General features: G+C 60.5%; 13 protein-coding genes. 3 read left to right on the top strand and 10 right to left on the bottom strand.

Annotated elements, in window-relative coordinates; all coding sequences use genetic code 11:
• Nucleotides 1–216 (top strand): CDGSH iron-sulfur domain-containing protein, encoded by a 216-nt coding sequence (locus Q0X23_RS10785; RefSeq protein WP_297860290.1) that lies wholly within the window; start codon nucleotides 1–3, stop codon nucleotides 214–216.
• Between the two features lie 278 nt (nucleotides 217–494).
• A complete protein-coding gene (locus Q0X23_RS10780) occupies nucleotides 495–1451 on the top strand; it encodes an aldo/keto reductase family protein (protein WP_297861209.1) in 957 nt (318 codons plus the stop codon).
• A 99-nt stretch (nucleotides 1452–1550) separates the two neighbouring features.
• On the opposite strand, the gene Q0X23_RS10775 is transcribed toward Q0X23_RS10780, so the two are convergent.
• The 4 genes from Q0X23_RS10775 to Q0X23_RS10760 all read right to left on the bottom strand — a co-directional run bounded on the left by Q0X23_RS10775 (nucleotide 1551) and on the right by Q0X23_RS10760 (nucleotide 4379).
• On the bottom strand, nucleotides 1551–2648 hold the full coding sequence (locus tag Q0X23_RS10775) for a glycosyltransferase (RefSeq protein WP_297860289.1): 1098 nt from the start codon (nucleotides 2646–2648) through the stop codon (nucleotides 1551–1553).
• 68 nt (nucleotides 2649–2716) lie between these two features.
• Nucleotides 2717–3136 (bottom strand): hypothetical protein, encoded by a 420-nt coding sequence (locus Q0X23_RS10770; RefSeq protein WP_297860288.1) that lies wholly within the window; start codon nucleotides 3134–3136, stop codon nucleotides 2717–2719.
• Between the two features lie 292 nt (nucleotides 3137–3428).
• A complete protein-coding gene (locus Q0X23_RS10765; protein ID WP_297860287.1) occupies nucleotides 3429–3815 on the bottom strand; it encodes a hypothetical protein in 387 nt (128 codons plus the stop codon).
• 132 nt (nucleotides 3816–3947) lie between these two features.
• The gene (locus Q0X23_RS10760; protein WP_297860286.1) at nucleotides 3948–4379 is read right to left on the bottom strand and encodes a hypothetical protein; all 432 of its coding nucleotides are present in this window, start codon (nucleotides 4377–4379) and stop codon (nucleotides 3948–3950) included.
• 153 nt (nucleotides 4380–4532) lie between these two features.
• On the opposite strand from Q0X23_RS10760, the gene Q0X23_RS10755 reads away from it, so the two are divergent.
• Nucleotides 4533–5882, top strand: coding sequence for an FAD-binding oxidoreductase (locus tag Q0X23_RS10755; protein ID WP_297860285.1), 1350 nt, complete (start codon nucleotides 4533–4535; stop codon nucleotides 5880–5882).
• Nucleotides 5883–6384: 502 nt separating this feature from the next.
• Here Q0X23_RS10755 and Q0X23_RS10750 read toward each other — a convergent pair.
• The 6 genes from Q0X23_RS10750 to Q0X23_RS10725 form a co-directional block, all read right to left on the bottom strand.
• Nucleotides 6385–7401: a hypothetical protein gene (locus Q0X23_RS10750; RefSeq protein WP_297860284.1), complete on the bottom strand. Its 1017-nt coding sequence runs from the start codon at nucleotides 7399–7401 to the stop codon at nucleotides 6385–6387.
• Between the two features lie 71 nt (nucleotides 7402–7472).
• On the bottom strand, nucleotides 7473–8012 hold the full coding sequence (locus tag Q0X23_RS10745) for a YceI family protein (RefSeq protein WP_297860283.1): 540 nt from the start codon (nucleotides 8010–8012) through the stop codon (nucleotides 7473–7475).
• Between the two features lie 11 nt (nucleotides 8013–8023).
• Nucleotides 8024–8662 (bottom strand): SDR family NAD(P)-dependent oxidoreductase, encoded by a 639-nt coding sequence (locus Q0X23_RS10740; protein WP_297860282.1) that lies wholly within the window; start codon nucleotides 8660–8662, stop codon nucleotides 8024–8026.
• A 67-nt stretch (nucleotides 8663–8729) separates the two neighbouring features.
• The gene (locus Q0X23_RS10735) at nucleotides 8730–11225 is read right to left on the bottom strand and encodes a bifunctional diguanylate cyclase/phosphodiesterase (RefSeq protein WP_297860281.1); all 2496 of its coding nucleotides are present in this window, start codon (nucleotides 11223–11225) and stop codon (nucleotides 8730–8732) included.
• 265 nt (nucleotides 11226–11490) lie between these two features.
• Entirely contained in the window at nucleotides 11491–12987 is a 1497-nt protein-coding gene (locus Q0X23_RS10730; RefSeq protein ID WP_297860280.1) for a cryptochrome/photolyase family protein, read from the bottom strand.
• A 42-nt stretch (nucleotides 12988–13029) separates the two neighbouring features.
• Nucleotides 13030–14319 (bottom strand): alpha/beta hydrolase, encoded by a 1290-nt coding sequence (locus tag Q0X23_RS10725; RefSeq protein ID WP_297860279.1) that lies wholly within the window; start codon nucleotides 14317–14319, stop codon nucleotides 13030–13032.
• Nucleotides 14320–14361 lie beyond the last annotated feature (42 nt).

Here is a 14361-nt window from a genome sequence, read left to right as displayed (position 1 = left end):
ATGAAGATTGAGTTCCGCGAAAATGGCTCCATCGGCATCGAAACGGGCGGTAAGTACGTATTCCGCCAGGGCGACCAGGAAGTGGTCATCGAGAAGGCCAGGGTTTCCCTCTGTCGCTGCGGGCACTCTGGCAACAAACCCTTCTGCGACGGCTCCCACAAGGCCGCCGGGTTTGTAGCGCCAGCCGCCGTAATCGAGCTAAACACCAACGCCTAGCACAGCCAAAAAAGGCTGCAGAAAAGGCAGTTGGCCTAAGGAGCAGGGCTGGTTCATAAAGTAAAACAACGCCTTCCTCTTCCAACGGGGGAGGCTAGGTGGGGGCATTACACCCAGTCAGGTCGCCTAACTACGAGCATTTTTTGCAACACCAAGCGTTTGAAGCGCTTCTGGCTGAGGTTTGCCAGGGTTCACGCTCCGATCATGGCCCAAGGAGAGCAAAAACACATTGGGCCTGCCTTCAGGCCCTAAGATGGCAGGCGGAGGTTAGCATGCCCATGCGCTATCGCAAACTTGGTCAGTGGGGCTTGAAGGTTTCGGAAATTTCGCTGGGGGCCTGGGTCACCTACGGCGACGCCGTAAACGACCTCGAGCGCATCAAACAAATCACCCGCATCGCTTACGAGGGCGGCATCAACTTCTTCGACAACGCCGATGTATACGCTAAGGGCCTGGCCGAGGAGCTGATGAGCAAAGCCCTCCTGGAACAGTTCCCCCGCCACGAGCTGGTGCTCTCCAGCAAGGTCTACTGGCCCACCAGCGAGGATGCCAACGGGCGGGGCCTATCGCGCAAGCACGTTCGGGAAAGCCTCGAGCGCAGCCTGAAGCGCATGGGCACCGACTACCTCGATCTCTACTTTTGCCACCGCTACGACCCCGAGGTGCCCATGGAAGAAATCGTGACCACCGTGAGCAATCTGGTAGAGCGGGGCCTGGTGCTCTACTGGGGCACTTCCGAATGGCCGGCGGCCCGCATTGTCGAAGCAGTGCAGTTTGCCAGGGCCAACGGCCTGCATCCGCCTGCAGTGGAGCAACCGCAATACTCCATGCTCTACCGCGAACGCGTCGAGCAGGAAATCCTGCCCGAGACCGAGCGCTTTGGGCTGGGCATGGTAGTCTGGAGCCCCCTGGCCATGGGTATGCTGACCGGGCGCTACGACAAGGGCGTACCCAAAGACAGCCGTTTCGAGCGCTATCCGCAGTTTGGTAACCGCTTCCTGACGGACGAAAACGTAAAAAAGGTCAGGGCCCTCAAAAAAGTAGCCGCCGACCTGGGCCTGACCCGTACCCTGCTGGCCCTGGCCTGGGTCTTACGGCAAAAAGGCCTGAGCAGTGCCATTACCGGGGCCACCAAGCCCGAGCAACTCAAAGAAAGCCTGGGAGCGGCGGGGGTAGACCTACCCCAGGAGGCCCTGGAGCGCATCGAGCAAATTCTCGGCAGGGCTCGAGGTTAATCCAAATACCCTTTTCGAGGGCATTGGCATCAGAACCTGGCTTGCAACATTCGCCTCCCAGTTCTCCAGGTTTCGGCCTTCGGCTCTGGGCCTCCAGCCTCACAACGCCAGGATGTACCTGGCCAGGCGAACAATATCGTTTTGCAGGTTGAGGGTTTTGCGTTCGGGGGGGCGGCTCTTTAGCTCCCGGATTTTTTCGGCAATCTTGCGGGGCCGGCGGATATAGTAGCCCAGCTTCTCGTGCCGAATGAGCTCTACGTTGCCGTGCTCCTGCGGCCATACGTAATCGCAAACAATCAAGTCTTTGTGTTGCGAAAGCACCTCGGCAATGGTGGCGGGGCCAGCTTTGGAGACCACCACGTTGGACACGTTGATCAGTTCGTACATCTGCTTGGTGAAGCCAAACAGGATCAGGTTGGCAATCTGGTTCTTTTGCTTGAAGGCCTCGAGCTGGCGGTAGAGCTTTTGGTTGTAGCCACACACCACCACCACATTGATGCCCTCGATTTTGACCAGCTCCCGCACCAGCCTGTGGCTAATTTTGAGACCCGCTCCACCCCCCGTTACCAGCACCGTGTAGGGGTGAACCAGGCCCCACTCCCGACGCAAGCGGGCCACCTCCTCGGGGGCCAGGGGTTGGTCGTATTTAGGGTCAATCAGGGTCTGGAAGTAGTGCAGGTTTTCCGGGGGAACCCGGTAGCGCCGGGCTATGCTGTAGGCTTCGGGGCTGGCCACCACATACTGATCTTTGGTGTCGATGAACCAGTACAGGTGGGGGCTGAAAATATCGCTCACCACCGTAAGGGTCTTGGGTTTGTGCTTTCGTACATAGGGCAAGCGGCGAAAACCGTGGTTAACCGGATAGCAATAAATTATCTTATCTGGACGAAACTCCTCTAAGTACTCGTTGATGGCCGGGGCCAGGCGCATGCCCAGCACCCGCGCAAAGGACTGGATGGCCGGGCGGGTCTGGTAGAAGGCTTGAAACACGGTAAACAACCAGCGCTGCTTATTAACAGCAAAGTTGTAGCCGTCCTGGATGGCCTGGGCAATCCAGCGCGGCCCCACATCGAAAAAGTTGAACAGCCGAACCTCGGATTCGGGCTCGAGTTCGGTCAGCAGCTTGTGCAGGTTCTGGGCCAGGGCAAAGTGCCCACCCCCCGCCTTGGTATAGACCAAAAGGATGCGTTGTGGCATAAGGCGCATGGCCACAGGGCCAGGCCCCTATAGATTAGAACATTTTTGGATTGGTAGGGTCCGGCACGTTAGCGAATCATGCCGAGTCGGTCAAGCCAGCGGACTTTATCCTGCGTGCTGGGCTGGGAGAGGTCTTTGGCTCCAACCAGGGTTTCGTGCATCTGATCGTAGTCGTCCAGCAGATACCAGGCCTGGGCAATGGCGGCCAGGCTGTACCATTCGTGGTGCACATCGGACTGCCAGCGGAAGCGGGTCAGGGCCGTGGTCAGGCGCTGCACGGCCTCGTCGGGTTGATGGCGATCCAGAGCGCTGACCCCCAGAATCAGCTGGGACATGGCAAAAGCCCTTTCGCTGCCCAGGTTACGGGCCTGCTGTTCAATTTCAAGCCCGAGTTTCCGAACGGTGTGCTGGTACTCGAGGTCATCCTCATGGTTAACCAACAGTTGCCAGGTTTGAGCAATAAGCGCCTCCACCTTTTCGACCATCACACCACTTTCAACCGTAAACGAAGGGCTCACTTCAAACTCCTTTTTACTGCAAGAAACGCTATGTAAACGTTTCCACAGTAACCTGTCAAGTATAGCAACCAGAAGCACCAAAGTACAGGTAACTGCACTTAATATCCGGCGATGCTGGTATGTCTTGTCTGGGCTTGATTATCGGGCTATCGAAAGAAACCCAAACTCGAGGAATTGAGAGCGCGATTAGTCGAAAATACACGGCTATTGCACAACTATAGTCGAGTTGTGAAAGCGATCCAGCGAAACTGGTGGTCTTGCCTCACCCCAGCGGCTGGTGGCACAGCCACACCCCGCTCCGCGCCCGCCAACCCTCTGATAATTCAATGGCCTTATGGGGCGGCGGAACTGCGATGACTTTATGCCCGACAATACTGAACTCAATCATGGTGAACAGCTTGTCGAGCGCCTGACCCAGCGGGCGGGTCTCCAGGGGGCTGAAGCGAAGATGGGGTAACCTGGCCTCCAGGCTTTTGCAACCGGCATAGGGCAACAGCTCGGCCGGGTCGCGCCAGCGCCGGGGAGGGCCAATAAGCAGTTCGGCCAGCACCAGCGACAACCCTGGGTAGCGCCGCGAAAACTCCTCCGGGTCGAACTCGAGCGAAAGCTCCAGACTCACCTCTACGTCTTGCCACACTTCCCGTTTCACAGCACTTGCCATACTTCAGCTTGCAACAAAGCCGACGCATGGTCAAGAGCAAATAACCCGTGCCAGACAATAAAAACGGCGATACAAGCTTTGACACTCCAGTAGCAAAAGTGTCAAAGCTTGGAAAAAATCTCAGTTGTTAGCAAACCAGCGCAGCCAGCGGGCTTTGCCGGCGAATTCGGCCTGACGCTTGAAGGTGTTTGCCTGGGAGTGGGTCTCGAGGGCCTGCACAGCATCGCCAAGATAGCCCCAGGCCAGGGCAATGGCTTTCAGGCAAGACCACTGTCCCTGTTCGTCATCCAAAAAGCGATACACGGCCAGCGCTCTCGACAAAAGCACGATGGCTTCGTGGTTATCTCCCCCGTAGAGGCTGCACACACCCCAGATAAAAAGGCTCTGAGCCCAGGCCCGGTTATTGCCGGAGCGCCGTGCCAGATGCTCTGTTCTGCGTGCCAACACTGCCGCCTCCAGCGGTTGCTGCTCAAGTTTGAGCCAGGCAACGGCGAGGAGTTGTTGCAGATTCTCGCGTTCGGTAGGTGGGTAGGCGTCGGTCAAGGTACTCATTGCCAAGGGTCAGGGTAGCAGCTTATTCGGGGTTGTTCGGCGCATTCGTCACCAACGGGATTTACTTAACGCTCAGGATCTTTTGACGGGCCAAATATCACCAACCCAGGGGACAGCAAGACACGCTGCCCACCTTCCATATCATGCTAGGCTATGGTCATGCTGGAAAGCCTGAAAACCCTCTTACCTCGAAAGGTCAGTACCGCCCCGACCGACCTCGAGACCCACGGCAAAGATGAAAGCTACCCTGTGCGACACCCACCCCTGGCGGTGGTCTTTGCCGAGAGCCCAACCGACATACAGACCACCCTGGCCTGGGCCCGGGAGCACCATCTGCCAGTAATCCCCTTCGGGGCAGGCACCAGCATAGAAGGACACGTTATTCCGCAGGTACGGGCCATCTCGCTGGATGTTTCCAGGATGAACCGCGTGCTGGAAGTTCAACCCCAGGACTTCATGGCAGTGGTGGAGCCGGGTCTAACCCGCAAGGCCCTGAATGAAGCCCTCAAGGGCACCGGATTATTCTTTCCAGTAGACCCCGGTGCGGATGCCAGCCTGGGCGGAATGGCGGCTACCAACGCCTCGGGCACTACCACCGTACGCTACGGGGGCATGCGGCACAATGTGCTGGCCTTGCAGGTGGTGCTGGCCAATGGCCAGGTACTGGAACTGGGTCGGGGGGTTCGCAAAACCAGCGCCGGCTACAACCTCAAGGATTTGTTTATCGGCTCCGAAGGCACCCTGGGCATCATCACCCGCCTGACCCTAAAGCTGCACCCCATTCCCGAGCACATCCACACCCTGCGGGTCTTTTTTGACGACCTTTCCGACACGGCCCAGGCCGCTTACGCCGTGATGGCCAGTGGGCTGCCGGTGGCCAGGCTGGAACTGGTGGACGAGGTAGGTATCCGGGCCATCAATCACTACCTGGGGCGCAGCTACCCAGAAAAACCGGCTTTGTTTGTGGAGTTTCACTCCTCGACTAAAGAAGCCCTGGAAGCCGAGTCAAGCATGGCCCTGGGGCTGATGCAGGAGACCGGCGCCATCAGCATAGATACTGCCCGCACCCAGGAGGAGCGCAACGCCCAGTGGGAGGCCCGTCATCAGGCCTACTGGGCCCTGGTCAACCTGTTTCCCGGCAAGGAGTACCTCTCCACCGATACAGCCGTGCCCATCTCCAGGATGCCTGACCTGGTGGAATATTCCAGCCGCCTGCTGCGCGAAATGGGCCTGACCGGCAACATCCTGGGGCACGTGGGCGACGGCAATTTCCACACCCTTGTGGTCTGTGAACCGGGCGACCCTCGAGGCGAGGTCTTCTCTGAGCGACTGGTAGAGCACACCTTAGCCCTGGGTGGCACCTGCACCGGCGAACACGGGGTGGGGCTGCGCAAGAAAAAATACCTCTCCAAAGAACATGGCCCAGCCCTGGACTGGATGCGGCAGATCAAGCAGCTTTTCGACCCCCAAAACCTGCTTAACCCAGGTAAGATTTTTGATTGATTAACTCTGCTACCCAGGAATCTGCGCACCCCTATACTGCCCAATCAGACGCACTCAGTGCGGGCCGACTCTACCCCTTTCGTAGGGAGGGTTGGGGAGGATTTAATACCAGCGGCGCCGGATGGCGGCGAACTAACCGGGCCGAAGTTATCCGCGTAGCGGAGGGCGATACCGCCCCTTGGAAGTTATCCGCGTAGCGGAGGGCGATACCGCCCCTTGGAAGTTATCCGCGTAGCGGAGGGCGATACCGCCCCCTGGAAGGCAGACGCTTTCTTCGCCGACCGTTCGGGAGGGGGTGTGCTCTAGGATTCAAAAAGATAGCCTCTGGGGGATCTTTGGTTTGGATGATTATCTTTTTGAATCCGGTATGACATCCTGGGGGCAAAAGCCCACCAGATGCGCTCCGTGGGGGTTCTATGGGGCTATGGAAGCCCGGGGGAACTCCAGGCCCACGGCGCAGACCTGCTTTGCAAACACCCCCTTCACCTGCCGCAGTGTGTGGCTAGTTTAGAAGACCCAACCCCAGCGCACAATGGTTTTTAGGCAGCTTGAACTGATTCTGAAAGCCATCCGAGCGCTGCGACATCCAGATGCCAATGTCGTTGTGGCGCGAGACCTCTTGCTGGATGGACCCCCCAGGCCTTCCGAAGGCATCGGTGTAAAACCTTTCCGGGCCGTTTTGGTTATACCAGTAAACCGGCCCGTGGTAGGCCTCACGGTCGCAGCCACGCAGGCCGCTAAAGCCCATAAAAACCTGCTCGGTGTAGTGCAGCTCGCTCAGGTTGGCGGGGTTCATGGTGGTGATGGGGTCGAAGACGGCGGTCGAGGCAATCACCTGCACTTTGTCGGCCAGGCGTAGCCTGAAGGCCCAGATTTCGTAAAGCGAGCCGGGATTCTGGCTGTGGCAGCCGGTTCCGGGGAGGGTCATCACGCTGCGGCCAATGTCGTTGTTGGGGTTGGCATCGTTCAGGGTGGGGTCGCGCTCGCAGATGGAGCCCACCAGGCCGGTGTCGGCCATGCCCTGCACGCGCACCCGGTGCCCGCTAGGGGCTACCAGGTCGAACATCAGGGAGTGCTGGCGCACGCTGTATCGCCGCACCCCGCCGGTACCCATGTGTGCCACGATACGGGTACTGGTCAGGGCTATGCGGTCTTCGTCGTTGCGGGTGCCCCGGTTGGCCACAAAAACTTTGAAGCCCTCGTGGGCCTCGGGCATACCGGCAAGCTTGCCCACGTAGCCAAAGGGGGGCAGCTCGGGGTTGGCCAGGCTGGTGCGGGGGTCATCGCCGTGCTCGTGGGTAAAGTAGCATTTGTACTCCGGGTCTACCTGGGGATGCCAGGTGGGATAGAGCTCGCCGTCGGGGCCGCGCACGGTGTAGCGATTGTGCACCCAGTCGGGGCAGGCCTGCCCCGCTACCGGGGCGGGCTGACCGGGTGGAAGTACGGGAGGAATGGCATCCGGCGCGTTACATCCCCACAACGCAACCAGGGCCCAAAGCAGGAGGGGGTTTTTCTGCATGGGAACCTCCAGCTCTAAGCCTATCAACCTGTCCCAAAGCTAAGTTGAATGGGTGTTTAACTTTGCTTTACTTAACGCAAAACCGCCCGGGCCTCGAGGCGTACTTCCACCGGGTCGTTGACCCGAAGAAACAGCAAACTGGGCGGGTTGAGTTTCCACTCCGAAAAGCTGGTGTTGAACCCTCCGGCAAACCGATAGGTATTGCCCTCGCGGGTCAGTTTGCCGCTAATCCGCACCGCCCGCCGGGTGCCGCTGATCTCCAGGGTGCCGCTGAGCACGGCGTCCTCGCCGGTTTGCACCAGCCGCTCAACCTCGAGACAACTCTGGGGGAACCGGTTGACATCAAACACGCCCCGCGCATCGGCATCGCGCAGGGCATTGCCGGAGTCGAAGCGGCCCAGCTCCACGCACACCTGGCCCGAGGCCTCGCCCGTCTGGCTGTTCCAGCGCACCGTGCCGCGAACGCTGGTGTTGGCGCCCTCCCAGCGGCCCAGGTTATAACTGGCTGCGTAGGTCACGCGCCCTTCGATGGCATACTGGTTGGTCTGGGCCTGCGACAGGCCGAAGAATAGGCCAGCCAGCAGAGGGATAAGCCATTTCACATGATTCATAGGTTCTCTCCTCAGGTGGAGCGGATCTCCAGTACCTCCGGCATGGGCTCGGCCAGAACGCCTTCCAGGATACGCGCCGCCGCCTCATCTGGATGCAGAGCCGTTTTAGGAGCGCCCCCCAGGGGCGCCCACAGGCCGGTTGCAACTGCAGGCAAGCGCACCAGGCAAAAACGTACCCCCTCGCGACGAAACTCTTTGCGGGCCACGCTCACCAGGCCCTCGGCCCCCAGCTTGGTCGCCACATACGCCGAGAGCCCAGGAACTGCAATCAGCTCGGGGTATACGCCCAGTACGGCCACCCGGGCCTGGGGGTTGAACCGCACATATTTGAGCAATATGGCCAGGCCGCCCATGTTGGCGGTGGTGAGGCGCTCGAGGTCGGCCATACTTTGTTCGCGCAGACCTGCCTTCTGTACTGCCCCCGCCGCATATAGCAGCAGGTCGAGCGGCCCCACCTCTTCGGCCAGAGCCTGAACCTCGAGTTCGTTGCCGAGTTCGGCGGGAACCGCCAGCGCACTCAGGTCGCGGGCCAGGCCAGCCAGAATCTGCCCATTGCGTCCGGAAAGCCACAAACGGCTTACCCGGCCCGCCAGTTGATGTGCTAAAGACTGTCCAACGCCACCCGTGGCTCCTATCAACAGGGTATTCACGCCTCGAGCCTACGCTTGTTGTGCTATTTACACCGTGGGGCAGAAGCAAATCCAGATCCACATACCTTCAAAACACTTTGGAAAAAACTTCCTCTAAAGCCTGCTCGACGGACATCGGCAGACCGATGTAATAGCCCTGGGCATAGTGGCAGCCGTGGTGGGCCAGCCATTCTAGCTGCTCCCGGTTTTCCACGCCCTCCGCTAGGGTCTTGAGGCCAAACGCATTGGCCAGTTGCAGCATAGCCCGCAAAATCTCCTCGGAGGTATGGCTTTGGCCAATTTCGGCCACGAAGCTTTTATCGATTTTGATCAGGTCTATCGGCACCTGCTTGAGGTGGGCCAGCGAGGAGTAACCCATGCCGAAGTCGTCGAGGGACACCCGCACACCCAGTCCGCGCAGGGCCACCAATCCACCCAACCACTTCTGTCGCTCGGGCAGCAACGCCGACTCGGTAATCTCGATCCACAGCATGCTTGGTTGCAAAGCTTCTTCTACCAGCGAACGCACCACCTCCCGCACCCAGTTGGGGTGGGCCAGCGTCACTGCCGAAAAATTAATGGCCAATTCGGCTCCCAACTGCTTCTGATTCTGCACGGCCTGTTTGAGCACAGCCAGGTCGAGCTCGCCAATCAGACCGGCCTCTTCAGCCAGGGGCACAAACTCGCTGGGGCGCAAAAGCCCCCGGGTCGGGTGCTCCCAGCGCACCAGGGCCTCCCATTTGCTTATGAAGCGATCCTGGATGCTCAGAATAGGCTGGTACTGGATCAGGAAACAGCCCTCCTGGATGGTCTTGCGGAGCTGCTGCACCGTCTCGAGGCGCTCGAGGGAGTTCAAATCCTGCGCAGGATCGTAGACGGCAATCCCGGTGCGGGCGTGCTTGGCCTGGTACATGGCCACATCGGCGGCCCGGGCCAGTTCGTCAAGGGTCTGGCCGTGCTCGGGGTGTAAAGCCAAACCCAGGCTGGCCTGCACATACAGGGTGTGTTCACCCAGCACAAAGGGGGTGTCAAACACCTCCATCATGCGGCGGGCCGCCGCGGTAGCCGAGGCTTGGTCGGCTGAGGGCAGCAAAACCGCAAACTCGTCACCCCCCATGCGGGCCAGCAGGTCGTCTTGTCGCAGCACCTCCTTGATGCGCAGGGCTAGCTGGCGCAAAAGCTCGTCGCCAGCCTGGTGACCCAGGGTGTCGTTAACCACCTTGAAGTTATCGAGGTCGAGGTAGATCAAGGCCGGGCTTTCGCGCTTGCGGCGGTCGGCCACAAAAAGCGACTCGGCCACCGCCCACAGCTTGCGACGGTTGGGCAGGTCGGTGAGCGGATCGTGATAGGCCAGGTACTCGATGCGGGCTTGCTGGCGTTTGCGCTCGCCCACATCGCGGACGGAAATCAGAACCTGCTTGTGGCCGGCAATCTGCACCAGCACCCCCAGGGCCTCAACCTCAAGTTCGCGCCCATCTCGGGTGAGTAGGCGAACCTCCTCGAGGGCATCGCGCTCCCCGCTGAGGATACGCTGGATTCGTTCAGCCACCCGCGGCAGCGAGTTAGGGTGCACAAACTGGGTCAAGGACTGCCCCACCACTTCGTCCAAACGTTGGTACCCGAGCCCCCGCAGCCCCACCGGGTTGAGGTAGAGCACTTTGGAGCCGTCAAATAGCGCTACCGCATCAGGCAGGGTCTCCATGAGGGTTCGGTATGTGGCTTCCTGTTCACGTAAGGCATCGTAGACCTGGGCCCGGTCAATGGCCAGGCTAAGCTGACCGGCCACCCCCTCCAGAAAACGCACATCGCGCGGCTCGAGGTCGGCGGCGCTGCTCACGACCAACAAGCCGTTTATCTGGCCCTTGACCAATAGGGGCACCGCGACCAGGCTTCGCTGGCCCACCAAACCGGCCTTGCTGCGCTCCTCGGTACTGTACAAGACCACGGTTTCGCCCAGATGGGCCGCCCGATGAACCACCTCGTGGGTCGAGTCAAAGTGCTCGGGCAGGGTTTGTTTGCCGCTCCACCAGAGCAAGCTAGGCTGATCCCCTTCGAGCCGATATGCGGCCACACTGTCAAAATGGGGGTGTTCTTGAAGGGTATCCACCACCCCCCGCATCAGGGCCAGCGGCTCGAGGTCTCGGGCCAGCCCATCGCGCACCTTAGAGAAGAGGGAAAGCTCGAGGTTGCGCTCCTCGGCCTGAGCCTGGCTTTTTTGCATGGCGGCCTCGGCGCTCCAGCGACGGTCGTACTGAAAACGAAACAACCCCACCACCAGGCTCGTCAGCAGCCCCATCGCACTGATTAGGTACACCGCATCGCGCAGTTCCTTATCCCAGGAAACCCCCGCCACGCCCAGCAGGCCCGCAAGAAAGGGAAACAAAAGCAAACCCACCCCCACCGCACCCCAAAGCCCCAGCCCCCAGCTCAGCAGGGCCACGCCGGGCCAAATTAGCAGCAACACCCCATGATTCAGGCTGCGGTATGCCTCAGGGAAAATCAGTGCATAGGCCAAAATGAACAGCAAACCCAAAGTGAGCTCGAGCCTGCGCGGCTTTAACCAGGTCGTTATCGGCGAAAGCAAAAAGCCCTCCGGTTCCCAAACATCACAGCCACAATCTAATCTTGAGCGTTTAGCGTATATCTTTCGGTTACCATCGTACCCGGTGATTCTACTCACAGAAGCCGGTCTTCAAAACGTTATTTACACCAGCCCCTTTAGTCACGCCCCAGGCCGCTCCCCCGTCACATCTGCAAGGTCTCGCCTGCACGGGCTTTATTGAAGCTTGTGCCTTGTCGGCTCGTACGCGGGTAACGCCTGTTTTATTTTGGGTTAAGTCAGTTGTCATTCAAACCTCACCTTGGGCAATGCGCTCGCGCAGTTCCTGGGCCCGCTGACGGATAGCCGTATGTTCTCCTGGCTTACGCTTGTCCCAGGTCTTGTACAGCACCCCCAGGCGGGGGTTGCCCTCCAGCAAGGCGCGGTGCCGGGCCATGAAGTCCCAGTACAGGCTGTTGAAGGGACAGGCTTGCTCGCCCAGGGTTTCTGCTACCTTGAAAGCGCAGTGCTGGCAGTGGTTGCCCATGCGGGCGATGTACTTCCCGCTGGCCGCATAGGGCTTGGAGGAAAGGATGGGCGAGGCAAATACCCCCATGCCCAGCACGTTGGGCACCATCACCCAGTCGGCAGAGTCCACAAAGGCGGCCACAAACCAGGCATTGAGGGCCTGCGGTTCGATGCCATACAGGAGCGCAAAGTTGGCGAGCAACATCAGCCGCTCGATGTGATGAGCATAACCCCGCTGCCTGGCACGCTCAATGACCGTGGACAAGCAGCGCATCCGGGTGGGGGCCCCCCAAAAAAGCGGGGGCAGGGGCCTCGAGGCCTGAAGTTGATTGGCCTCTAAAAGCCCCGGCATCTCGCGGCGGTACACATGGTAGATGTACTCACGCCAGCCGATGATTTGTCGCACAAAACCTTCGATGCTGGCCAGGGGAATGCTGCCCTTGTCATACTCCGATAGGGCCCGCTCCACCACCTCGGCGGGGTGCAGCAGGCCCAGGTTGAGGGCTGGAGAAAGCAGCGAGTGGTGCAGGCTCCAGCTTTGCTCCACCAGGGCGTCCTGGTAAGGGCCAAAGGCCGCCAGACGGTGCTGAACGAAATCTTCCAGGGCTTCCAGGCCCTGCTGCCGCGTCACCGGCCACGCAAAACCCTCGAGCGAACCAAAATGCCCCCTGAACTTTTCCCGTACGGTCTCGACGACCGCCAGGGTAATGGCATCGGGGGCAAAACGGCGCGGGGCCGGGGGCTGGTAGCCTGGGGGCGGCGCCTTGCGGTTCTCGGCATCGTAGTTCCAGGCTCCGCCTACCGGCTGGCCGCCCTGCATCAGATAGCCGGTGCGCTGGCGCATGAAGCGGTAGAAGTATTCCAGCCTGTAGGTCTTGCGGTTCCCAGCCCAGCGGTCAAATTCCTCCGGCTCTAGCAGCCACAGCCGGTTGGGCAGCAGGCGATAAATGCCACCCAGGCCTTCCACGATGGCCCCCGCCCGCTCGGCGAAGCCGTAGTCGGCCGGTTGCATCTGAGCCAGGGTTGCGCCGGGGTGCGCCTGGAAAAACTGACCCAGGGCTTCGGCCAGGGTCTCGGCTTGCAGGTAGATGACCTCCCTTCCGCTTGCCCGCAGTTCCTGGGCAAAGTGGCGCATGGCGCTGAAGAAGAGCACCAGCTTCTGCGGGTGCATGGGCGGGGTACGCCCCAGCTCGTAGGCCTCCAAGAGCAGCACCCGCCGGGGCGATAGCTGCTCCAGGGCAGCATGGTTGAGTTGGTCGCCGAGAATCCAGAGGGTCATACCAATCTTGAGGGCCTGGGGTCAGAGGTGAGAGAGTTTCGCTCAGCGCACCCCTTGCAGGTAAGCCGCAATAGGGCCCACCGCAGCGCCGTTGCGGCTGGTCAGGATGTCCAGGTGCGTGAGGCCCGGCAGGATTCGGATATCTACTCGAGTATTGGGGAAAACCTCCCCTACACTTTGAAAATTGCGGGTTTGTGGGAGCAACCCCCGCCCCGCGCCCAGGGCCAGCACCGGATACGCCACCGAACGCGGCCTCAGTTCGGGCATGGCCACATCGTAGGCCGAGATGTCGAGGGAGAGGCGGTAGGGGAAAAACCACTCCGAGAAGCCGGTGGTGGGGCTGGCATACGATGAAATAAATTCCATCGGATCGGTGGCCTCACCGCTATCGCGCCACTCTACCCGACTCCCCCTTGGGCCCCGGATGGTGTAGACCACACTCCCCACAAAAAAGCTGAACAGGCTAATCCCCTCGCGCCCGGTAGACTGCCCCACCGAGACCGAGAAAATGGGCGACAGGGCATAGCGGTCGTCCACGCGGGAAAGGGCTGCCGCCAGCCGACTCGCCCGGAAAGGAACCCAGCCCGGCGGGGCATCGGCCTGGGGGTTCTGCGCAGTCATGAAAGCCTGGGCTTCGGCCTGGGCAAAGCCCACCGGGTTGAGCCCGAAAGCGGTGATGTAGGGGGAGGCTTTGCCTTCTAAGAGTTCGTTGAGCCCGGCCAGCCGCCCAAAGCCCCCTTCGGTACCGCTAAAGTATTGCTCACGGGTGAGGGGAATCAGGCGGGGCGCGCCGTCCAGCAAAATAAGGCCGCTGATTTTATCGCCTCTATAAAGGGCAAACAGCGAGGCCATACTGGCCCCCAGGGAGTGCCCCGCCAGCACCACGGGGCCGCTCCTGCGGGCCTGGTCTATCACCTGCTCGAGGTCGTCCAGGTGTACCTTCAGGCCCCAGTCCTTGAGGAAAGGAAAATCGGGCAGGGGGTAGTTCTGGTAGTAGGCCCAGGGGTCGGGCGAGGTGAAGCCCCGGCGATCCTCGAGGCCGTTGGCGCGCCGATCCCAGGCCCAGACCGCCCAGCCGGGGGCCGCCAGCACCAGCCGCCGGGCCAGGGCGTCGAAGTTGGTGGCCCCCCCCAGGAACCCCGGCACCAAAACGACAGTGCCGTGCGGCGTTCCCTGGGCTGGGTAGACCAGCACATAACTTCGGTCCAGGGCCGCCCCTGCTGCCGTGGGAGCGCCCGGAATAGCCCGATACTCCGGCTGGCCCATCCAGCGGTCGGTTTGGGCCAGCCCCATGCTCAACAGTCCCAAAGCCAGAACCATCCACTTCTGCATTCTCTTATCCTGAGGCCACAAAGGGCTTAAGACTTGACCAGG

The organism is Meiothermus sp. (assembly GCF_026004115.1).
Taxonomy (GTDB): Bacteria; Deinococcota; Deinococci; order Deinococcales; family Thermaceae; genus Meiothermus.
This window is presented reverse-complemented; position numbering and strand designations above follow the sequence as displayed.

What these genes read in the sequence shown, in the direction of transcription:
- Q0X23_RS10725 (WP_297860279.1), bottom strand. Translation starts at nt 14,319, where the DNA reads ATGCAGAAGTGGATGGTTCTGGCTTTGGGACTGTTGAGCATGGGGCTG.
- Q0X23_RS10745 (WP_297860283.1), bottom strand. Translation starts at nt 8,012, where the DNA reads ATGAATCATGTGAAATGGCTTATCCCTCTGCTGGCTGGCCTATTCTTC.
- Q0X23_RS10780 (WP_297861209.1), top strand. Translation starts at nt 495, where the DNA reads ATGCGCTATCGCAAACTTGGTCAGTGGGGCTTGAAGGTTTCGGAAATT.
- Q0X23_RS10775 (WP_297860289.1), bottom strand. Translation starts at nt 2,648, where the DNA reads ATGCCACAACGCATCCTTTTGGTCTATACCAAGGCGGGGGGTGGGCAC.
- Q0X23_RS10755 (WP_297860285.1), top strand. Translation starts at nt 4,533, where the DNA reads ATGGTCATGCTGGAAAGCCTGAAAACCCTCTTACCTCGAAAGGTCAGT.
- Q0X23_RS10730 (WP_297860280.1), bottom strand. Translation starts at nt 12,987, where the DNA reads ATGACCCTCTGGATTCTCGGCGACCAACTCAACCATGCTGCCCTGGAG.
- Q0X23_RS10785 (WP_297860290.1), top strand. Translation starts at nt 1, where the DNA reads ATGAAGATTGAGTTCCGCGAAAATGGCTCCATCGGCATCGAAACGGGC.
- Q0X23_RS10760 (WP_297860286.1), bottom strand. Translation starts at nt 4,379, where the DNA reads ATGAGTACCTTGACCGACGCCTACCCACCTACCGAACGCGAGAATCTG.
- Q0X23_RS10750 (WP_297860284.1), bottom strand. Translation starts at nt 7,401, where the DNA reads ATGCAGAAAAACCCCCTCCTGCTTTGGGCCCTGGTTGCGTTGTGGGGA.